The sequence below is a fragment of the Streptomyces sp. TLI_053 genome, assembly GCF_900105395.1.
GTDB lineage: Bacteria > Actinomycetota > Actinomycetes > Streptomycetales > Streptomycetaceae > Kitasatospora.
Window position 1 is genome coordinate 1,691,283 of record NZ_LT629775.1, and the last position, 19,540, is coordinate 1,710,822.

A 19,540-nucleotide genomic window follows, 5' to 3' on the forward strand; every position below is an offset into this window, starting at 1 on the left:
CATGACCCGCTTCCGCCACGACCGCTCCGCCGAGGACTTCCCCTGGGTGCCGGCGGACGACGTCCCGCACGCGCGGACCTGGATGTCCTGGCCGTCCCGCCGGGGGGTGTGGGGCCTGCGCCTGGGCGGGGTCCAGGAGGACATCGCCCTGATCGCGCGGACCGTCGCCGAGTTCGAGCCGGTGGTGATGTGCGCCCCCGACGACTGGACGGCGGGCAAGGCCCAGGACCGGTGCGGCTCGGCGGTGGAGGTGATCAGCGCGATCCCGACCGACGACCTGTGGATGCGCGACACCGCGCCGGTGTTCCGCCTGGACGGCCGCGGCGGACTGGACGCCGTGGTCCTCAACTTCAACGGCTGGGGCGACAAGCAGGTCCACTACGACGACGCCCTGGTCGCCGAGCGCATCGCCACCCGGCGCGGCCTGCGGTACACCTACGCGGACTTCGTCGGCGAGGGCGGCGCGATCGAGACCGACGGCGACGGCACGGTGATGGCCACCGAGAGCAGCCTGGTCAACAAGAACCGCAACCGGCGCATGAGCCGGGACGAGATCGAGGACGCCGTCCTGGAGGCCTACGGCGCGGACACCATGATCTGGCTGCCCGGCATCAAGGGCCAGGACATCACCGACGACCACGTGGACGTCACCTCGCGCTTCGTCCGGCCCGGTGTGGTGATGGTCCAGCTGCCGCCCGCCGACCGCAACGACGCCTGGGCCAAGGACGCCCGCGAGCAGTTCGCCATCCTCTCCGCCGCGACCGACGCCCGGGGCCGCCGGCTCCAGGTGATCCCCGTGCACGGCCCCGACACCGTCCGCTCCCGCAGCTCCAAGTTCGTCGACTCCTACCTCAACTTCCACGTCGTCAACGGCGGCGTCATCACCGCCCAGTTCGGCGACGCGTACAAGGACGCCGCCGCGAAGGAGGCGCTCGCCGCGGCCTTCCCGGGCCGCACGGTGGTGCAGATCGACGTCGACCGCCTGATGGCCGGGGGCGGCGGCATCCACTGCTCGACCATGCACGAGCCCCTGCCGCAGGTCCTGCCGTAACCCCCGCCGCCGTCGCAGCACGCCCCCACCGCAGCACCCCGACCAGCTGTGCCCCGACCAGTTGCGCCCTGTCCAGCTGCGCCCTGTGCCCCACCGACCCCGTCCCCAGCCGGAGGATCCGTATGACCAACACCATGTCCCGCCGCACCGTGATGCGTTCCCTCGCCGGTGCCGGAGCCGGCGCCCTCGTCCTCGGCCTCACCGCCTGCGACCCCACCGGCGCGAGCGACCCCGACGGCACCGGCGCGCTCCCCCCGTCCGGACAGCCGGGCTCCCCCACCGGCACACCCGTCGAGACCCCCACCACCGCGCCCACCACCGCGCCCGGCACTCCGGCCGCCACCGCGACCCCCACCGGCGCCTCCGGCGCCCGCCGCTTCGGCGCCGAGTGGGACAGCCACCTGCGCACCGTGATGTCCTGGCCCGCCTCCGAGAACATCTGGGGCGAGCAGCTCCCCGAGGTCCGCAAGGACATCGCCGCCCTCGCCCAGGCCATCGCGGCCCGCGAGCCGGTCGTCCTGATGGCCCGCCCCGATCAGAAGGACGCCGCCCAGAAGGCCTGCGGCCCGGCCGTCGAGGTCCTGCCCGTCACCGTCGACGACCTGTGGGCGCGCGACACCGTACCGGTGTTCGTCGAGGAGGGCGGAAAGGTCAAGGGCGTCGACTTCAACTTCAACGGCTGGGGCCGCAAGCAGCAGCACGGCAACGACGCCAAGGTGGCCCGCACCGTCCTGGCCAAGTACGGCGTGGACCGGATCGAGACCAGGCTGGTCGCCGAGGGCGGCTCCTTCGAGACCGACGGCGAGGGCACGCTGCTGGTCACCGAGAGCTCCGTCGTGAACGACAACCGCAACCCCGGGATGAGCCGCGACCAGGTCGAGGCGGAGCTCAAGAAGGCCCTCGGCGTCACCAAGGTGATCTGGCTGGCCGGTGTCAAGGGCAAGGACATCACCGACGCCCACGTCGACTGCCTGGTCCGCTTCGTCGCGCCGGGGGTCGTCGTCCTCGACAAGGCCTTCCCCGGCAGCCCGCCGGACGTCTGGTCCCGCTCCGCCGACCAGGCCCGGTCGGTGCTGAGGAACGCGACCGACGCGCGAGGCCGGAAGCTGGAGGTGGTGGAACTGCAGCAGCCCGACCCCGAGAGGATCACCGGGCGCGGCGACGCCTTCGTCTCCTCCTACATGAACTTCTACATCGGCACCAAGGGCGTCTACCTGCCGAAGTTCGGGGACCAGAAGGCCGACGAGCACGCCCAGCAGGTGCTGAAGAAGTACTTCCCCACCCGGGAGATCGTCGCCGTGAAGATCGACGGGATCGCCGGCGGCGGCGGTGGCATCCACTGCGCCACCCACGACATCCCCGCCCACGGCTGACCGACCGTCCGGCGGCCCGGGACACCGGGGAGACCGGGACACCGGGACACCGGGACACCGGGACACCGGGGAGACCGGGGAGACCGGGGAGGCCGGGGACACCGGCTGCCCCGCGAGACCGCCAGTACCTCCGGGGCCGGGTCCGCCCCACCGGACCCGGCCCCGCCGGATCACCCGGCGGGCTGCTGCTGGGTCACGCAGTGGATCCCGCCGCCGCCCGCCCCGAGGCGGTCGATGTTGAGCTGCTCGACGGTGCGGCCGGGGAACAGCCGGGCGAGGGTGGCCCTCGCCGCGCTGTCGGCCCGGGTGTCGCCGAACTGGGCGGATATCACCGCGTTGTTGCACAGGTAGTAGTTGGCGTAGGAGCCGACGAAGTTCGGGTCGGTGGAGCGGATGAGGTTGTAGTCGGGTCCCTGGATCTGGCTGACCGTGTACCGCGACCCCTGGGCGTTGGTGGCGGCCGACAGGATCTTGTACTGCTGGCGCGCGTCCTGCGACCAGGCGTCGTTGTCGCTCGCCAGCGGCATCTGGACCACACCCGTGGTACCGCCGAGGTAGCGGGACGTGGCGTCCACGTGGTCGTCGGTGATGTCCTGGCCGGCGATGCCCGCGAACCAGATCACCTTGGAGGCGCCGAAGGCGGCGCACAGCGCGCTCTCCACCTGGGCCTGGGACTTGCCGGGATTGCGGTTGGAGTTGAGGATGCTGCTCCGGGTGGCCATCAGGGTGCCGGCCCCGTCGGCCTCCACGGCGCCGCCCTCGGCCACCAGCCCGGCGGCGGTGAACGGCAGGCCCAGGTAGGCGGCGACCCGCCGGGCGACCAGGGCGTCGTTGGCGTGGGTCTGGTGGTTGCCCCAGCCGTTGAAGTTGAGGCCGATGGTGTCGAGGCCGCCGGCGCCGTCGGTGCGGAAGACGGGACCGGTGTCCCGCATCCAGCAGTCGTCGACCGGGATGTCCCCGATCACGGTGACGGCCGAGCCGCACATCGACCGGGCCTTGGCGACACTGGCCGGGTTCGCGCACATGGTCACCGGCTCGTACTTCGCGATCGTCTTCGCGATCAGCGCGATGTCCGACTGGACCCCGGCGAGCTTGCTGCGCCAGATGCTCGTGCTGTCCGGCCAGGCCATCCAGGTGCGGGTGTGGCGCAGGGTGTCGATCGGCACCCGGAAGCCGGCGGCGGCCGCGGCGGCCCGGTCCGTCCCGGCGCCGCGGCGGCCGGCGGTAGCGGCGGCGGCCGGTCCGCCGGTGGCGACGGTGAGTGCGGTGCCGGCGGCGGCCAGGCCCGCGACAGCCAGGAACCGGCGGCGGTCGAGGCCGTCGGCCGAGCTCCCGCCGGTCGACCGGTCGGCCGTCCCGTCGGTCGGTCCGCCGGTCGCTCTGTCGGATCTGGAGCGGTTGTTCATCACTACCTCCGTGTCAACGTCCGCTGCTCGTCGAGCAGTTGACCGAAAAGGTAGAACTGACCAAGCGCTCGGTCAATACTTTGCGCAGCATCGGCCCGTCCCCCGGCCCCGGCAGTCGTTACAGTGACCGCCATGGCGACACAGGCGACGGGCGCGGACCCGGCCACCACCCAGGACGCGGTCGGCGGCAGCCCTGCACCGGCCGCCCCCCGGAGCACGACCGCCGCCCGGACGGCCGGCACCGGCCGCGCCCGGACCTCGGCCAAGGGCGAGCAGACCCGGGCCCGGCTGATCGCCGCGGCCCGGATCCTGCTCGCGGGCGGCGAGGCCGGCCGGTTCACCACCCGCAACGTGGCCGCGCTGTCCGGGGTCTCGCACGGGATGTGCCACTACCACTTCGCCGACCGGACCGACCTGATCGTGGCCGTGGTCGCGGACATCAGGCCCGAGTGGATCACCCCGCTGGAGGAGGCCGTGGCCGCCCCGGGCGGCTACGCCGAACGGGCCGAACGGGTGCTGACCCTGCTCACCCGCCCGGAGAGCCCCGACCTCGCCCGGCTGCACGCGGCCCTGCACTGGCTCGCCCTCAACGACGAGCGGGTCCGGGTCGCCCTGGAGGCCGAGTACGGGCGGTGGCGGTCCTGCTTCGTCCGGCTGTTCCGGGCGCTCGCGGACGAGCGCGGCGGCGACACCGACCCCGCGCCGCTCGGCGAGGCCTTCGCCGCTGCCGTGGACGGCATCGCCGCCATCGGCTCACTGGACGGGACGGTGGACGCCGCGCGGGTGCTGCGCACCCTGCTGGACTCGCTGGCCTCGACCGTCGGCCCCCGGGACCGCTGACGGCCCGACGGGCAAGCCCACGGACGGGCCGACGGACGGGCCGTCACGGATCCGCCCCGGCCGGCCCGACGGCGTCGACCCGTTTGCGGTGCTCGACCCGGCTGCCCGAGACGACCGTGACCACCAGGCAGGCCGCGATGATGCCCTCCGCCCAGAAGAACGCCACGTAGTCGATCAGCGAGCCGATCGGCGGCGCTCCGGGCGCGGCGTTGCGCATGCCGATCAGCGCGAACAGGGTCGCCGCCATCCACCCCAGCGAGGGCCACACCATGCCCTGGCGGCCCCGGTAGAGCACCTCCGCCCCGGCCAGGACCGCCAGCGCGAGCGCCCACATCGCCGCGATCATGAACCAGGCCAGGATGAAGGTGCTCCGGGCCCTGCTCACCCGCCCCTCGAACACCGTGCCCTCCGCCCCGTACGGGGTGCCGGCCGGGCGGACGAAGAAGAACGGGTCCGCGTCGCCGAACACCACCCCGACCGGGACGGCGCCGGTGGCGTCCGCGGCCGAGAACAGCACCTCGAAGCGGTAGCGGTCGAAGGGGTAGTCGGTCGGGGTGCCGCCGTAGAGGTTGACCGGAACCGGCTTGGGCGTGGCCGCCTCCCCCGGTTCGGCCCGCAGTTCGGTGCGGCTCGTGGCGCGCACGGTGATGTCGACCCGCCGGGTGAAGGTGCCGGACTCCGGGTCCTGGGCCAGGGTGCCGTGCGGGACGGGCACCACGTAGAGCGTCATCTCACCGCCGGCGGCGTCGATGTCCTGGGAGGTGACGTCGAGTTCGACCCAGTCGCCGGTGGTGGGGAGGGAGAGCTCCCGGGTCTGCTGGCGGGTGTTGCGCTCGTTGAAGTACAGCGCGATCCCGGCCGAGCACAGCACCGCGAGGATCAGCAGGACGAGGAGGAAGCGGCGGTCCCGCAGCCGGCGCCCGCTCACGCCGGACTGGTGCCGGGGACGGCGGGCTGTTGCTGGGTGGCGCAGTGGATGCCCCCGCCACCGGAGGCGATGTGGTTGATGGACACCTGGGAGACCTTCCGGCCGGGGTGGAGGTCGCCGATGATGCCGGCGGCCCGGTCGTCGGCGGCCTGGTCGCCGAAGCGCGGCACGATCACACCGCCGTTGCAGACGTAGTAGTTGAGGTAGGTGGCGAGGAAGTCCTTGCCCGCGCCCGGGATCAGGTCGATGTCCGGTTCGGGGAGGTCGACCACCTTGAGGGTGCGGCCCCGGGCGTCCTTCGCCGAGGCGAGGACCTGGAGGGCCTGGTCGGAGGCCATGGTCCAGCTGTCCGGCGGGGTGTCCGGGCCCGGGCGGTGGATGACGACGGTGCCGGGCTCGGCGAAGCGCGCCAGCGCGTCGATGTGGCAGTCCGTGATGTCCTGACCGGCGACGCCCTGGAACCACAGCACGGTGCTGACGCCGAGCAGGTCCTTGAAGGCCGCCTCGATCTGGTCCCGGGTCTTGCCGGGGTTGCGGTTGGGGTTGACCCAGGAGCTCTCGGTGGCCATCAGGGTGCCCTCGCCGTCCACCTCGATGCCGCCGCCCTCGCCGGTGACCGGCGCCTGGATCCGCGGGATGCCGTAGTGGTCGAGGAGGTTGCGGGCGACCTGGCTGTCGTTGGCGTGGGTCTGCTTGTTGCCCCAGCCGTTGAAGTTGAAGTCGACCCCGGCGAGCCCCTGCGGTCCGGTGACGAAGGTCGGGCCGGTGTCGCGGGCCCACAGGTCGTCGACCATCAGCTCCAGGACCTCGACCGTGGAGCCGCAGGCCTGCCGGGCCTGCTCGGCCTGGTCGGGTCGGGCCAGCAGCACCACCGGCTCGAAGCCGGCGATGGCGCGGGCCAGCCCGGCGATGTCCTCCCGGACGCCGGGCAGTTGGTCGCCCCACACCTCCTCCAGGGCCGGCCAGGCCATGAAGGTGCGGGTGTGCGGGGCCGACTCGGCCGGCATCGAGCGGGCGGCCGCGGCCGGGCTTCCGGAGGCGGAGGGGCTGCCGGAGGCGGACGGCGCCGGGGCCGAGGCGGTGCCGGCGGGGCTCGGCGGCTGCTCGTCGCCGCTGTCGGAGGAGCAGCCGGCGGTCAGGGCCAGAGCGGCGAGTGCCGTCCCGGACCGCAGCAGCGAACGGCGGGACGGCCCGGGGTGGGCCGGGTGAGCCGGGTCAGCCATGGGGCCTCGTTCCGGTAGGTGCCTGAGGGGGTACGGTCCCGCACGCTACTGAAGGCCGGGTCAGGACCGGCCGCGGCAGGTACCCGCCATCGGGGTGAATCCGGGGACGGCGGAACGACGCCCGCGAAGACCCCGGCCCGGCAGACCCCGAGCGGCTGCCGGGCCGGGGGGCTCACAGGGCGCGGCGCGCGGCGGCGATCCGGTCGGGATCCCAGCCGGGCCGGGGCACGGACTCCAGCAGCAGCCGGGTGTAGGCGTGCCGCGGGTCGTCGAGGACCTCGGCGGTGGGCCCGGTCTCGACGATCCGTCCGTGCCGCATGACCACGACCTCGTCGGTGACGCAGCGGACCACGCCGAGGTCGTGGGTGATGAACAGGTAGCCGATGCCGGTCTGTTCGCGGATGTCGGCGAGCAGGTTGAGCACCTGGGCCTGGACCGATACGTCCAGTGCGGCGACCGCCTCGTCCAGCACCAGGACGGCCGGCTGCACGGCCAGCGCCCGGGCGATGGCGACGCGCTGGCGCTGGCCGCCGGAGAGCTGCCGGGGCAGTGCCTCGGCCGCCCGGGTGCCGAGGCCGACCTGGTCCAGCAGTTCCTTGATCCGGGCCTGGTGGTCGGTGCCGGGGAAGTGCAGCCGCAGGGTCTCCCGCAGAGCGGCCTCGACGCTGGTGCGCGGGTCCAGCGAGAGGTACGGGTCCTGGAAGACCATCTGCACCTCGCGGGCCCGGGCGAGGCGTTCGGCCCTGCCCCGGGCGCCGCCGGTGCGGGCCCGGCCCTTCACCAGGACCCGGCCCGCGTCGGCCCGTTCGAGGCCGACCACGATCCGGGCGGTGGTGGTCTTGCCGGAGCCGGACTCGCCGACGATGCCGAGCGATCCGCCGGCGGGGAGGGTGAAGGAGACCTCGTCCACGGCCCGGACGGCGCCGAAGGTCCGGCACAGGCCGGTGACCTCCAGCGCGGCGGTGTCCGCCGCGAGGCCCGGCAGGGCGGTGCCGGTGGCTGCCTCAGACATCGGCGGGGCTCCCTTCGAGCGGGTGGTGGCAGGCGGCCGGCTGCCCGGGCCGCCCGGGGGCCGGCCGCAGCGCGGGGGCCTCGTCCCGGCAGCGGTCGGTCGCGTACCGGCAGCGGGCCGCGAACGCGCAGCCGGTCAGCTCCTGCCGGAGGTCCGGCGGCTGGCCGTCGATGGCGGCGAGCCGGCCGGTCGGGCCGTCCAGCCTCGGGGTGGAGGAGAGCAGCGCCGAGGTGTAGGGGTGCCGGGGCCGTTCGAACAGGGCCTCGGCCGGTCCCGACTCGACGATCCGCCCGGCGTACATCACGTAGACCCGGTCGCTGATGGCGGCGGCGAGGCCCAGGTCGTGGGTGACGAACAGCAGGCCGGTGCCGAAGCGTTCGCGCAGCCGGTCCAGCAGGGCGATGACCTCGGCCTGGCTGGTCACGTCGAGCGCGGTGGTGGGCTCGTCGGCGAGCAGCAGGACCGGGTCGCCCATCAGCGCGGCGGCGATCATGACGCGTTGCAGCATGCCGCCGGAGAGCTGGCCGGGGTAGCGGCGCATCAGCTCGGGCCCGAGGCCGACGGCGTCGAGGAGTTCGACGGCGCGCCGGTCCGCGTCGGCGGCGCTCATGGTGCCGGTGAGGCGGACGCTCTCGGTGAGGAAGTCGCCGATGCGGCGCAGCGGGTTGACCGCCGCCCGCGGGTCCTGGAAGACCATCGCGGCCCGGCCGGTGCGCAGTTCGCGCAGCCGGGCGGCGTCCATGGTGAGGACGTCGTGGCCGTCGACGAGGACCTCGCCGGCGGGGACGGCGCCGGGCGGCAGCAGGCCGAGGGCGGCGCGCGAGGTGAGGGACTTGCCGGAGCCGGACTCGCCGACCAGGGCGACGGTCTCGCCGGGGGCGACGGTGAGGTCGACCCCGTCGAGCACCGGGCGGGCGGTGCCGGGCAGGCGCAGGCGCAGCTCCCGGACGTCGAGGGCGTTCACGTGGTCCTCCGGGCGACCTGGTCGGCCCAGCGCTCGCCGACGACGTTGAAGGCGACGACGGTGAGCACGATGAGGACGCAGGGCAGGATCGCGGAGAGCGGGTAGCCGTGCTGGATCGCGGTCTGGCCGTCGAAGACCATGCGGCCCCAGTCGGGGGTGAGGGCGGGGACGCCGAGTCCGAGGAAGGACAGGCCGGCCAGGTCCATGAGGGCGTATCCGAAGTTGACGGTGGACTGGGCGAGCACGATCGGCGCGATGTTGGGCAGCACGTGCCGCAGGCAGATCTGGAGGGCCGAGTGGCCCTGGACCTGGTAGGCGGAGACGTAGGGCCGCATGCGCTCGGCCAGCACCAGGGAGCGGGTCAGGCGGGAGACGTAGGGCAGGTAGGCGATCGCGAGGGCGACGACGGGGGCCATCAGGCCCTCCCCGTACACGGCGACGATCAGGATGGCGAGCAGCATGCCGGGGAAGGCGAAGACGAGTTCGGTGCTGCGGGACAGCACCGAGTCGATCCAGCCGCCGCGCCAGCCGGCCAGCAGGCCGACGGCGACTCCGGCGACGGTGGAGAAGACGACCACGCCGAGCGGCCCGAGCAGCGAGGTGCGGGCGCCGATCAGCAGCCGGGCGAGGGTGTCGCGGCCGGCGGCGTCCACGCCGAGCAGGTGGTCGGCGGAGGGGGCGGCGAGGGCGTTGCCGAGGTCGACGGCGTTCGGGTCGTCGGGGGCCAGCCAGGGGGCGAGCAGCGCGGCGAGCACGACCAGGACGGCGAGGCCGAGGCAGATCCGGTAGAGCGGGGCGCGGGCGGACTTGACCCGGGCGAGGCCGGGCCGCCGGGCGAGGGCGACACTCATGCGTCGGACCTCCTGGAGCCGAGGGTGACCCGGGGGTCGACGAGCGGGTGGAGCAGGTCGACGAGCAGGTTCACCGTCATGAACAGGGCCACGATGATCAGGGAGATGGCCTGGACGGTCGGGAAGTCCTTGGTGGTGGTGGACAGTTCGAGGAGCTGGCCGAGGCCGCCGACGCTGAACGCGGACTCCACCAGGATCGTGCACACCAGCAGGGTGGAGACGATCAGGCCGCCGGTGGTGAGCACGGTGCCCAGCGAGTTGCGGAACACGTGCCGGCGGATCACCTCGCGCTCGGGCACGCCCCGGCTGCGGGCGACGGTGACGTGCTCGCCCTCCAGGGCGTCCAGCATCGCCGAGCGGGTGACCCGGGCGAGCATGCCGATCAGGTAGAGCGCGAGGGCGACCGCGGGCAGGGTGAGGTGCCAGGCCATGTCGAGCAGGCCGTCGCCCGCGCCGCTGGTCGGGAACCAGCCCAGCTCGACCGCGAACAGGCCCTGGAGCAGGACCGCGGCGACGAAGGACGGGGTGCCGACGGCGAGGGTGGTGGTGACCAGGATCGCGGAGTCGGTCGCGCCGCCGCGGACGGCGCCGATCCAGCCGAGCACCAGGCCGATCGCGACGACCACCAGCAGGGCCATGGCCACCAGCAGCAGGGTGGCGGGCAGACGGTCGGCGAGCAGGTCCGACACGTCGGTGCGGTAGGTGAGGGAGCGTCCGAAGTCGCCCTGCAGCACCTGGCCGAGCCAGCGGAGGTAGCGCACCAGGAAGGGGTCGTCCAAGTGGTACTGCTCGTTGATCGCCTGCAGGGCGGCCGGGGAGGCCGAGCGCCCGGACAGCAGGAAGCTCGCCGGGCTGCCCGGCGCCAGGTACATCGCCCCGAAGACGACGAAGGAGGCGCCGAGCAGGGTGACGGCCATCTCGACCAGCCGTCGGACGGCGAATCGCAGGAAGGTCACCGCGCGGCCCCCACGTCGGCGGCCCACGGGTAGTACAGGTAGGAGATGGTGGTCGGGGCGCCGGTGATGCGCTTGTTCAGGAAGACGGCGGTGGGCCACTCCGCGACCGGGATCCACAGCAACTGCTCGGAGGCGGTCCGCTGGAGCTGCGCCTCGATCGCGCCGCGCTTGGCCGGGTCGTACTCGGCGGAGGCCTGGTCGACCAGCTGGTCGTAGGCGGGGTCGCTGTAGCCGGCGAAGTTCTGGTAGGCGCCGGTGCGGAAGTTGGCGAGCAGGTCGAGCGGGTCGGTGATGGAGTCGTAGTACGTCTCCGGGAACATGTCCAGGCCCTCGCGCGCCTTGGGGTCGGTGAACAGCGAGGTGAAGGCGTTCGGGGCGATGGTCCGCAACTGGACGTTGAGGCCGATCCGGGCCCCGGCGGACTGGACGGCGGTGGCGAGCAGCGAGACGTCCTGGCCGATGCTGCTGGTGGCGACGGTGAGGGTGCGGCCGCTCGCGCCGGCCTCCTTGACCAGGGCCTTGGCCCGCTCGATGTCCTGGGCGGTGGGGGTGAGGTGGGCGAACGCGGCGGCGCGGACGTCCTCGGGCAGCGCGCCCCAGGCGGCCTTGGTGGTGAGCGAGCCGGTGACGGTGCCGGCGCCGGCGAGGCCGGTGCGGACGAAGCCGGTGCGGTCGAGGGCCAGCGACAGCGCCTGGCGCACCCGGAGGTCGCCGAGCGGGCCGTCCATGCTGGTGACGTTGAGGTTGACGGTGCTGAGGCCCTCGCCGAAGTACAGGGTGCCGGTGCCGCCGTTGCGGAGCCGTTCGTAGCTCTCGGTGGGGATCAGGTAGCCGCCGTCGACCTCGCCGCTGAGCATGGCGTTGGTGCGCGCGGAGGGGTCGGTGAGGAAGCGGACGACGACCTTGCCGGCCTTCGCCCGGTTGCCCCAGTAGCCGTCGAAGCGCTGGAGTTCGATCGACTGGCCCTTGACCCAGCTGCCGAGCTTGAACGGCCCGGTGCAGTCGAGGCCGCCGCTGGTGCCGTAGTCCTTGCCCGCGGCCTCCACCCCGGCCTTGGCGGCGACGGTGCCGGCGGCGGTGGCCATGTACTGCGGGAACTGCGAGTCGGGCCGCTTGAGCTTGACGGTGACCTGGAGCGGGCCGGTCGCGGTGACGGTGTCGACGTTCTGGAAGGACTGCGCCCAGGCCGCCGCGTTGTCGGGGTTCATCTGCCGGCCGAGGCTGTAAACGACGTCCTCGGCGGTCATCACCGAGCCGTCGTGGAAGTGCACACCGGTGCGCAGGTCGTAGACCCAGGTGGTGGGGTCGGGGTTGGACGCCTTCTCGGCCAGGCCGGGGGCCAGGGTGAGCTGGGGCGTCCAGCGCATCAGGCTCTCGCAGACGTTCGACAGCACCGTGTTCTGCGGGTAGTCGAAGGCCTGGAGGTAGTCCAGGGTGGGCGGCTCGGCGTAGGTGGCCCAGGTGAAGGAGTCGATGTCCCCGGCGGCCGGCGGGCTGGAGGGCGACAGCTGGATGCCGGCCCCGTCGGTGGATCCGCCGCGGGGCGGGCCCGAGCAGGCGGCGACCAGGGCGGCGGCGCCGAGCAGGGCGGTGGCGGCGACGAGCGGGCGCCGGGTCCGGGTGCGTCCGGTGGGTGCGGTGGGAGTCATGAGGGTGGTTCTCCGTTCGCTGGCTGGGTCAGGCGCGGGCGGCCGGAAGCTGCTGGGTGATGCAGTGGACGCCGCCGCCGCCGAACGCGATCACCCGGGACCGCACGCCGACGACCTTGCGGTCGGGGAACGCGGCGGCGATCACGGCGAGCGCGCCGGCGTCCTCGGGGTGGTCGGCGACGGGGACGACGACACCGCCGTTGGCCACGTAGAAGTTCAGGTAGCCGACCTCGACCCGGACGTCGTCCACCTCGACGAAGGCGGCCTGGGTGACGTCGACGATCTCGAACGGGCGGCCCTGGGCGTCGGTGGAGTGCTCCAGCACCGTGCGGTTGGCGCGCATCCGCACGTAGTCGGGGTGGCCGGGGTCGGCGGGCAGCTGCACCACGACCTTGCCGGGGGCGACGAAGGCGCACACGCCGTCGACGTGGCCGTCGGTCTCGGTGTCCAGGGCGCCGCCGTAGGGCAGCCAGATGATCTTGGTGACGCCGAGCCGGGCCTTCAGTTCGGCCTCGATCTCCTCGCGGCCCAGGTCGGGGTTGCGGTTGGGGTGGAGCAGGCACTGCTCGGTGGTGATCAGCGTGCCTTCGCCGTCGACGGTGATCGCACCGCCTTCGAGGATCATCTCCGAGCGGATCGCGGGCACGTCGAGGTGCTCCAGCAGCAGGCCGCTGATCCGGTCGTCGGCGTCCCAGGGGTGGTGCTTGCGGCCCCAGGAGTTGAAGCGGAAGTCGACGCCGGCCCGGCGGCCCTCCTCGTCCAGGACGAAGATCGGCGCGGAGTCGCGGAACCAGGAGTCGTCCAGGGGGAGTTCGAGGACGGTCAGGTCCGGGCCGCACAGTTCGCGGGCCTCGTCGCCGTGGCCGGGCGGGGCCACCATGGTGACCGGCTCGAACTCGGCGATGGCCCGGGCGACGGCCGCGTACTCGCGCTTCACCTCGTCGAGGGTGTTGCCCCAGAGGTCCGGCCGGACCGGCCAGGCCATCAGGCAGCCGTCGTGCTCGGTCCACTCGGCGGGCATGCGGTAGGTCATCGGGTTCCTCGTTCTCTTCGGGCCCGGCCGGGCCCGGCGCGTCGGTTGCGCGGGGCGGCCGGGTGCTGCGGGAGGTGCACGGGTACTGCGGGAGGTAGGTGCGGGGCTGCGGACGGGGAGCCCCGGCGGCCCGTCTCCGTGGGGAACGGACGGGCCGCCGGGGAGTCAGCGGAGCGGCGGGACGGACGGCTGAGACTGGGTGGCGCAGTGGATGCCGCCGCCGCCGGAGGCGATGTTGTCGATGTCGACCTGGACGATGTCGCGGGTCGGGAACTCGGCCTGGAGGATCGCGCGGGCCCGCGCGTCGGCCGCACCGTGGCCGAACTGGGGGACGAACACGGCGTCGTTGGCCACGTAGAAGTTGCTGTAGCTGGAGAGGAAGTCCTTGCCGAGGTCGCGGCCGCGGATCCGCTTCCGGTCCGGGGCGGGCAGCTCGACCACGGTCAGCGCGCGGCCGCGGGCGTCGGTGGCGGTGCTCAGGGCCCGCTTGGCCTGCTCGTAGACCTTGACCCAGACCTGGTCCGTGCCGGGTCCCGGCCGGTCCAGCAGGACGCGTCCGGGCGCGGTGAAGCGGGCCAGGCAGTCGATGTGGGCGTCCGTGATGTCCTGGCCGGCCACGCCGTCCAGCCAGATCACCTTGTCCATCCCGAGCGTCGTGCGCAGGGCGCGCTCGACCTCGGCCTGGGACATGCCGGGGTTGCGGTTGGGGTTCACCCAGGAGCTGACCGTGGCCAGCAGGGTGCCCTCGCCGTCGGTCTCCAGGGCGCCGCCCTCGCCGACGAAGGGGGCCCGGATCCGGTCCACCCCGTACTCGGCGAGGAGGGTGCCCGCGACGGCGGCGTCCTCGGCGTAGCGCTGGTAGTAGGGGGTGCCGTCCTTGCCCCAGCCGTTGAAGTTGGTGTCGACGCCGGCGATCGTGCCCGGCCCGACCACGAAGGTGGGCCCGAAGTCGCGGATCCAGAGGTCGTCGTTGGAGATCTCGACCACGGTGATGCGGTAGTAGGCGCCGGGTCCGCAGTAGTAGCGGGCGTCGGCGGCCTGCCCGGGGCGGGCCACCATCACGACCGGTTCGTAGCGGGAGATCTCGTGGGCCAGCTTGGCGATGTCGTCGCGGACTGCGGACAGCTGGGTGCGCCAGACCGAGGGCAGGGCCGGCCAGGCCATGAAGGTGCGGTCGTGCCGGTCGCTCTCGGCGGGCATCCGCAGCGGCGGGGCGGCGGCCGCCCGGGCGACGGCCGGGACGGCGGAACCGAGGGCGATCAGGGGTACCGCGGCGGCGCCGAACCGGAGCAGGCCGCGACGCGAGGGGGTGGGGGTGTGCATGTCGCGCTCCCTGGCAGAAGGTGGGAGGTGTGGGGTTGCCCCGTGGGGAAGGTCGCCCTGTGGGGAGGGTCGCCCTGTGGGGTTGCCCCGCATCCTGCACCGAACTGAAAATTCAGTCAAGCATTTGGTTCACGGCTTACCAATAACCCTGAAACGATCATCAGGAACGTGGTCCGACCAGCCAGGGAGCGCGTAGAGTGGGCGCCCATGTCGGACCGTCGGACGGAAATACTCAGAGCCGCCACCCGCGTGATCGCCCGCCGGGGGGTCCGCGGACTGCGGGTGGGCGAGCTGGCCGCCGAGGCCGGCGTGTCCACCTCGCTCATCTACTACCACTTCAGCGACCGGGCCGGACTGCTGCGCCGGACCCTGGACTTCATCAGCGACCGGGCCGACCACTACACCGCCGAGCCGGACCCGGCGCCACGCACCGAGGACCCCAGGGCCGACCTGGAACAGGTCCTGCTGCTGGAGCTCCAGGACACCGCCGACGTACGCGAGAACAGCATCGCCTGGGGCGAGTTGAGGGCCACCGCGGTCTTCGAGCCGGACCTCCGCGAGGACCTCGCGCGGACCACCCACACCTGGGTGCACGACGTCGCCGAACTGCTCGCCCGGGCCGACCCCGGCGGCACCGCCCCGGCCCACGCGGCCGCCGCCGAACGGCTGACCGCGCTGGTCGAGGGCCTCAGCGTGCGCTGGCTCAGCGGCTCGCTGCCGGTCGAGCACGCCCGGCTGCTGCTGCGCGGGGCGATCGGGGCGGAGCTGGACCGGCACCGCCCGCCCGGCCCCGATGGCCGCACCGTCCCGGTGGCCGTGGCCGGGGCGGCCTCCGGGGCCGGATTCGGTCGATCCTGACGCAACCTCTAAACTCGGCGGCACCGCGCGTGCCGGACGCCCCTTTCCCGGGCCCGTCCGATCCCCGGGTCGGTCCGATCCCCGGGTGGGTCCGGCCCCCGGACCGGACGCCCCCGGCCCGCTCGGCCCCGCCCCGCCCGCTCCCGGGCCGGACCGGGGCGCCCGCGTCCCGCCCAGCCCAGCCCGCCGAGAGAGGCAGCCCGCATGTCCGCCGACCGATCCCCCTTCGCCACGCCGCCGGTCTTCCAGGAGCTGACCCGGGACGACCCCCGCGAGGTCGGCGGCTACCGGCTGTTCGCCCGGCTCGGCGCCGGCGGCATGGGCCGGGTCTACCTCTCCTACACCCCCGGCGGGCGGCCGGTCGCCCTCAAGGTGGTCCGGCCCGAACTCGCCGAGGACCCGGAGTTCCGGGCCCGCTTCGCCCAGGAGGTGGCGAGCGCCCGGCGGATCCACGGCCTCTTCACCGCCCAGCTGGTCGACGCGGGCGTGGACGCCGTCACCCCGTGGCTGGCCACCACCTACGTCCCCGGCCCGTCGCTGCAACAGGTGGTGCAGCGCTTCGGCCCGCTGCCCGAGCGGACGGTGCTGCTGCTGATCGCCGGCATCGCGGAGGCGCTCCAGGCGATCCACGGCACCGGGGTGGTGCACCGCGACCTGAAGCCGGGCAACGTCCTGATCGCCCCCGACGGCCCCAGGGTGATCGACTTCGGCATCGCCCGGGCGGCCGACGCGGGTGCGCTCACCAGTACCGGCCTGCGCATCGGCTCCCCCGCGTACATGGCGCCCGAGCAGGCCACCGGCCGGCCCGCGACACCCGCCACCGACGTCTACGCCCTCGGCGCCCTGGCCGTCCACGTCGCGACCGGCGCCCCGCCGTTCGGGGACGGCCCGGACCCGGCGACGCTCTACCGGACCGTGCACGAGGAGCCCGACCTCGACCCGGTCCCGGAGGGCCTGCGCGGACTGCTGCTGGACTGCCTCGCCAAGCGGCCCGAGGACCGCCCCACCACCGCCGAGGTGATCGCAGCCGTCCGCGAGCACCCGGCCGTCGCCGGGCACCTGCGGTTCGGCGACGACTGGCTGCCGCACCCGCTGACCAGCCAGATCACCCGGCACGCCGACCTGCCGCAGGTACCGGCCGAGGCGGCCGGCGGGTCCGCCGACGGCGATCCGGACCAGGCACCGACGATGCTCGCCCCGCGGTCGGCGGCGGCCCCGACGGTGGTGGCCCCGGCGCTACCGCCCGCGAGCGCCACCGTGACGGCGGCCGGGCGGCCGGCACCGCACGACGGCCGGGCCGTCGATCCGGCCGGTGGCCGGGCGCGGGCGAAGCCGCGCCGCGGACCGGGCCTCGGGCGCACCGCGGTGACCGCCGCCGTCGCGCTGACGGTCGGCGCCGCGGCCACCGTGCTGCTGCTGGACACCCCGGAGACGGTGGAGGCCGCGACCTCCGAGGACCGGGTGACCGCCCCGGCCACGCCCGGCACGCCCGCGCCCACCTCCGCACCGGCCTCCGTGCCGGCCCCGGCCACGCCGTCCCCGTCCGCCACCCCGGCGCCGACGCCGACCCCGACCCCGGGCGCCGACTACGCCGTCGCCTACCGCGCGACCGAGCTGACCTCGGCGGACGCCGGCTACGAGTTCGACCTCGCGACCGGCACCGTGGTCCCGGCCGACAGCGTGTCCTGGTACCTCGGCCGGGGCGAGAACGAGTTCCTGGTCCCGGAGACCGCCGATTCCTACATCGGCCGGGACGCCGCCCTGGGGGTGGCCGAGTGCGTCAAGGGGCTGAGCAGCCGGCCGACCGGGCGGGTGCCGTTCGGCGCCGTCGGCCCCCGGGGCGCCTTCTGCGTCCGGTCCGCCGACGGCCGGTCGCTCGCCGTGGTCCGGGTGCTCTCCACCTCGGGCACCGAGGGGCCGGTCAGAGTGTCCGTGGACCACTACCGCCGCAACGGCTGAGCCCGCCCGCCGCACCCGCCGCGCGGCAGGACCCGGCCCCCGACCGGAGCCCCGACCGGACTGCTCCCGGTCGGGGCTTCACCCTTTCCTTGCATTTGACTGATTTTTCAGTCAATGCGACAGTGCAGTTCACGGCGATGCCGGACGACTCGTCCGCCGCCGGTCCGGCGCCGCACCCGGCGCTCCGCGGAGCCCCGCCCCCTCGGCACCGGACCGAACCGCTCCCAGCCCCACCGGAGTCCACCGTGTCCCACTCCCCCCTCGCCCGTCGTACCGTGCTGCGTTCGCTCGCCGGCGCCGGCCTGATCGCGCTCGGCGCGTCCGGCTGCGCCGCCGTGGACGACCTGACCGACCCGGCCGAACCCTCCTCCTCCGCCGGGAACCCGACCGGAGGCACCTCCGGAGCGGGGCGCCGGCTCGGCGCCGAATGGGAGAAGCACGAGCGGACGATGATGTCCTGGCCCGCCTCCGAGGACGTCTGGGGCGAGCAGCTCGCCGCCGTCCGCAAGGACATCGCCGAGGTGGCCCGGGCCGTCGGCGAGCGCGAGCCGGTGGTCCTGCTGGTCCGGCCCGGCCAGGAGTCCTCGGCCCGCAACGCCTGCGGCTCCGACGTCGAACTGCTCACCGTCCCGGTCGACGACCTGTGGGCGCGCGACACCGTGCCGGTGTTCGTCGAGGAGGGCGGAAAGGTCAAGGGCGTCGACTTCAACTTCAACGGCTGGGGCCGCAAGCAGCAGCACGGCAACGACGCCAAGGTGGCCCGGGGCGTCCTGTCGCAGTACGGGATCGAGCGGGTGGAGACCCGGCTGGTCGCCGAGGGCGGCTCCTTCGAGAGCGACGGCCGGGGCACCCTCCTGATCACCGAGAGCTCGATCGTCAACGACAACCGCAACCCCGGGACGGGCCGCGACCGGATCGAGGCCGAGCTCAAGCAGCTCCTCGGCGTCACCAAGGTGATCTGGCTGGCCGGCGTCAAGGGCAAAGACATCACCGACGCCCACGTCGACTGCCTGGTCCGCTTCGCCGCCCCCGGCGTCGTCCTGCTCGACCGGGCCTTCCCCGGCACCCCGCCGGACGTCTGGTCCCGCTCCGCCGACCAGGCCCGCTCCGTGCTCGACGGGGCCACCGACGCCACCGGCGCCCGGCTCAAGGTCGTCGAACTCCAGCAGCCCGACCCCGACAAGATCACCGGACGCGGCGACGCCTTCGTGTCCTCCTACATGAACTTCTACCTCGGCAACAAGGGCGTCTACCTGCCCCTGTTCGGGGACCCCCGGGCCGACGACCACGCCCACGACGTCTTCCGGGAGCACTTCCCCGGGCGCGAGATCGTGCCGCTCCAGATCGACACCATCGCCGGTGGCGGCGGCGGCATCCACTGCGCCACCCACGACATCCCCGCCGCCGGCTGACCGACCGTCCGACACCGGCCACCGCGACCGGCTCCGGACCTCTCCGCACCGGCGCCGACCAGGACAGACACGTCATGCAGTCAGATGACTGATGCGCCCACGCTTTCCCCTCCCGCAGGCTGATCGTGCGGCGGGCCCCAGGACGGGACCCGCCGCCGATGCGCACTGTCAACCAGCCCGGGTCGAGGACCCGGGCGGTCCTGGAAAGCGAGTTCCACCGTGGCCCTGAAGTCGTTCAAGTCGGCTGCCACCGTCGTCGCGGGCGCGGTCGCCGGAGCGGTCATGCTGCTCACGGCGACCCCGGCCTCCGCGGCCAATCCCCCGTACGACGGCTGCCCCGCCTGGGCGCTCTGCCTGTACCAGAACGGCGGCGGCCTGGGCTCCAAGGCGATCGTCGTCCCGCCGTCGGCCGGCGGCGGCACCGAGATCGTGCGCCTCACCAAGGTCCACTTCCTCAACGGCGACCTGGCCAACGACCAGGTGTCGTCCTGGATCAACAACTCCCAGTGCCAGATCGAGTTCTGGGACGACGCCTACGGCGAGCTGCACCCGTCCCAGATCGACTTCGCCTCCTCGTGGAGCTGGGGCGCCAAGGGCGACTACAACGCCGGCACCAGCACCTACTACAACAACGACCGGATCTCCGGCCTGCGCTTCTACTGCCCGTAACGACTCCGGCGCACCCGGCGCTCCGGCGCCGTT

Annotated in this window: 17 protein-coding genes; 7 read left to right on the top strand and 10 right to left on the bottom strand. The window is 73.8% G+C overall.

Annotated elements, in window-relative coordinates; genetic code table 11:
- Position 1 precedes the first annotated feature (1 nt).
- Entirely contained in the window at positions 2-1,051 is a 1,050-nt protein-coding gene (locus BLU95_RS06600) for an agmatine deiminase family protein (RefSeq protein WP_231978352.1), read from the top strand.
- A 122-nt stretch (positions 1,052-1,173) separates the two neighbouring features.
- Complete coding sequence (locus tag BLU95_RS06605) at positions 1,174-2,424, top strand: agmatine deiminase family protein (protein ID WP_093859148.1); 1,251 nt, start codon at positions 1,174-1,176, stop codon at positions 2,422-2,424.
- 170 nt (positions 2,425-2,594) lie between these two features.
- On the opposite strand, the gene BLU95_RS06610 is transcribed toward BLU95_RS06605, so the two are convergent.
- Positions 2,595-3,830: an agmatine deiminase family protein gene (locus BLU95_RS06610; RefSeq protein ID WP_093859149.1), complete on the bottom strand. Its 1,236-nt coding sequence runs from the start codon at positions 3,828-3,830 to the stop codon at positions 2,595-2,597.
- Positions 3,831-3,962: 132 nt separating this feature from the next.
- On the opposite strand from BLU95_RS06610, the gene BLU95_RS06615 reads away from it, so the two are divergent.
- Entirely contained in the window at positions 3,963-4,670 is a 708-nt protein-coding gene (locus BLU95_RS06615) for a TetR/AcrR family transcriptional regulator (RefSeq protein WP_093859150.1), read from the top strand.
- A gap of 43 nt (positions 4,671-4,713) precedes the next feature.
- Here BLU95_RS06615 and BLU95_RS06620 read toward each other — a convergent pair whose 3' ends face one another.
- From BLU95_RS06620 to BLU95_RS06660, 9 genes are all read right to left on the bottom strand, one after another.
- Positions 4,714-5,598 (bottom strand): DUF8686 domain-containing protein, encoded by an 885-nt coding sequence (locus tag BLU95_RS06620; RefSeq protein WP_159424809.1) that lies wholly within the window; start codon positions 5,596-5,598, stop codon positions 4,714-4,716.
- Positions 5,595-6,821 (bottom strand): agmatine deiminase family protein, encoded by a 1,227-nt coding sequence (locus BLU95_RS06625; RefSeq protein ID WP_093859151.1) that lies wholly within the window; start codon positions 6,819-6,821, stop codon positions 5,595-5,597. Before BLU95_RS06625 ends, BLU95_RS06620 begins: the two co-directional genes overlap by 4 nt.
- A 172-nt stretch (positions 6,822-6,993) precedes the next feature.
- A complete protein-coding gene (locus BLU95_RS06630; protein WP_093859152.1) occupies positions 6,994-7,833 on the bottom strand; it encodes an ABC transporter ATP-binding protein in 840 nt (279 codons plus the stop codon).
- Positions 7,826-8,797, bottom strand: coding sequence for an ABC transporter ATP-binding protein (locus BLU95_RS06635; RefSeq protein ID WP_093859153.1), 972 nt, complete (start codon positions 8,795-8,797; stop codon positions 7,826-7,828). Before BLU95_RS06635 ends, BLU95_RS06630 begins: the two co-directional genes overlap by 8 nt.
- Positions 8,794-9,648 (bottom strand): ABC transporter permease, encoded by an 855-nt coding sequence (locus tag BLU95_RS06640; RefSeq protein ID WP_093859154.1) that lies wholly within the window; start codon positions 9,646-9,648, stop codon positions 8,794-8,796. The genes BLU95_RS06635 and BLU95_RS06640 overlap by 4 nt, the downstream gene beginning before the upstream one ends.
- Positions 9,645-10,604 carry an ABC transporter permease gene (locus tag BLU95_RS06645; RefSeq protein WP_093864689.1) on the bottom strand — a complete coding sequence of 320 codons (960 nt, stop codon included), beginning with the start codon at positions 10,602-10,604 and terminating at the stop codon, positions 9,645-9,647. The genes BLU95_RS06640 and BLU95_RS06645 overlap by 4 nt, the downstream gene beginning before the upstream one ends.
- Complete coding sequence (locus BLU95_RS06650) at positions 10,601-12,253, bottom strand: ABC transporter substrate-binding protein (protein ID WP_093859155.1); 1,653 nt, start codon at positions 12,251-12,253, stop codon at positions 10,601-10,603. The genes BLU95_RS06645 and BLU95_RS06650 overlap by 4 nt, the downstream gene beginning before the upstream one ends.
- Before the next feature lie 28 nt (positions 12,254-12,281).
- Positions 12,282-13,286 (bottom strand): agmatine deiminase family protein, encoded by a 1,005-nt coding sequence (locus BLU95_RS06655; protein ID WP_093859156.1) that lies wholly within the window; start codon positions 13,284-13,286, stop codon positions 12,282-12,284.
- Between the two features lie 165 nt (positions 13,287-13,451).
- Positions 13,452-14,609, bottom strand: coding sequence for an agmatine deiminase family protein (locus BLU95_RS06660; RefSeq protein ID WP_093859157.1), 1,158 nt, complete (start codon positions 14,607-14,609; stop codon positions 13,452-13,454).
- Positions 14,610-14,816: 207 nt separating this feature from the next.
- Here BLU95_RS06660 and BLU95_RS06665 point away from each other — a divergent pair, with 207 nt between their 5' ends.
- The 4 genes from BLU95_RS06665 to BLU95_RS06680 all read left to right on the top strand — a co-directional run bounded on the left by BLU95_RS06665 (position 14,817) and on the right by BLU95_RS06680 (position 19,507).
- A complete protein-coding gene (locus BLU95_RS06665; protein ID WP_093859158.1) occupies positions 14,817-15,467 on the top strand; it encodes a TetR/AcrR family transcriptional regulator in 651 nt (216 codons plus the stop codon).
- A gap of 204 nt (positions 15,468-15,671) precedes the next feature.
- The gene (locus BLU95_RS43815) at positions 15,672-17,426 is read left to right on the top strand and encodes a serine/threonine-protein kinase (RefSeq protein WP_231978354.1); all 1,755 of its coding nucleotides are present in this window, start codon (positions 15,672-15,674) and stop codon (positions 17,424-17,426) included.
- Positions 17,427-17,671: 245 nt separating this feature from the next.
- Entirely contained in the window at positions 17,672-18,838 is a 1,167-nt protein-coding gene (locus BLU95_RS06675; RefSeq protein ID WP_231978356.1) for an agmatine deiminase family protein, read from the top strand.
- 219 nt (positions 18,839-19,057) lie between these two features.
- A complete protein-coding gene (locus tag BLU95_RS06680) occupies positions 19,058-19,507 on the top strand; it encodes a peptidase inhibitor family I36 protein (RefSeq protein WP_093859159.1) in 450 nt (149 codons plus the stop codon).
- Positions 19,508-19,540: the final 33 nt, after the last annotated feature.

What these genes read in the sequence shown, in the direction of transcription:
- BLU95_RS06600 (WP_231978352.1), top strand. Translation starts at nt 2, where the DNA reads ATGACCCGCTTCCGCCACGACCGCTCCGCCGAGGACTTCCCCTGGGTG.
- BLU95_RS06605 (WP_093859148.1), top strand. Translation starts at nt 1,174, where the DNA reads ATGACCAACACCATGTCCCGCCGCACCGTGATGCGTTCCCTCGCCGGT.
- BLU95_RS06610 (WP_093859149.1), bottom strand. Translation starts at nt 3,830, where the DNA reads ATGAACAACCGCTCCAGATCCGACAGAGCGACCGGCGGACCGACCGAC.
- BLU95_RS06615 (WP_093859150.1), top strand. Translation starts at nt 3,963, where the DNA reads ATGGCGACACAGGCGACGGGCGCGGACCCGGCCACCACCCAGGACGCG.
- BLU95_RS06625 (WP_093859151.1), bottom strand. Translation starts at nt 6,821, where the DNA reads ATGGCTGACCCGGCTCACCCGGCCCACCCCGGGCCGTCCCGCCGTTCG.
- BLU95_RS06630 (WP_093859152.1), bottom strand. Translation starts at nt 7,833, where the DNA reads ATGTCTGAGGCAGCCACCGGCACCGCCCTGCCGGGCCTCGCGGCGGAC.
- BLU95_RS06640 (WP_093859154.1), bottom strand. Translation starts at nt 9,648, where the DNA reads ATGAGTGTCGCCCTCGCCCGGCGGCCCGGCCTCGCCCGGGTCAAGTCC.
- BLU95_RS06650 (WP_093859155.1), bottom strand. Translation starts at nt 12,253, where the DNA reads ATGACTCCCACCGCACCCACCGGACGCACCCGGACCCGGCGCCCGCTC.
- BLU95_RS06655 (WP_093859156.1), bottom strand. Translation starts at nt 13,286, where the DNA reads ATGACCTACCGCATGCCCGCCGAGTGGACCGAGCACGACGGCTGCCTG.
- BLU95_RS06660 (WP_093859157.1), bottom strand. Translation starts at nt 14,609, where the DNA reads ATGCACACCCCCACCCCCTCGCGTCGCGGCCTGCTCCGGTTCGGCGCC.
- BLU95_RS06665 (WP_093859158.1), top strand. Translation starts at nt 14,817, where the DNA reads ATGTCGGACCGTCGGACGGAAATACTCAGAGCCGCCACCCGCGTGATC.
- BLU95_RS43815 (WP_231978354.1), top strand. Translation starts at nt 15,672, where the DNA reads ATGTCCGCCGACCGATCCCCCTTCGCCACGCCGCCGGTCTTCCAGGAG.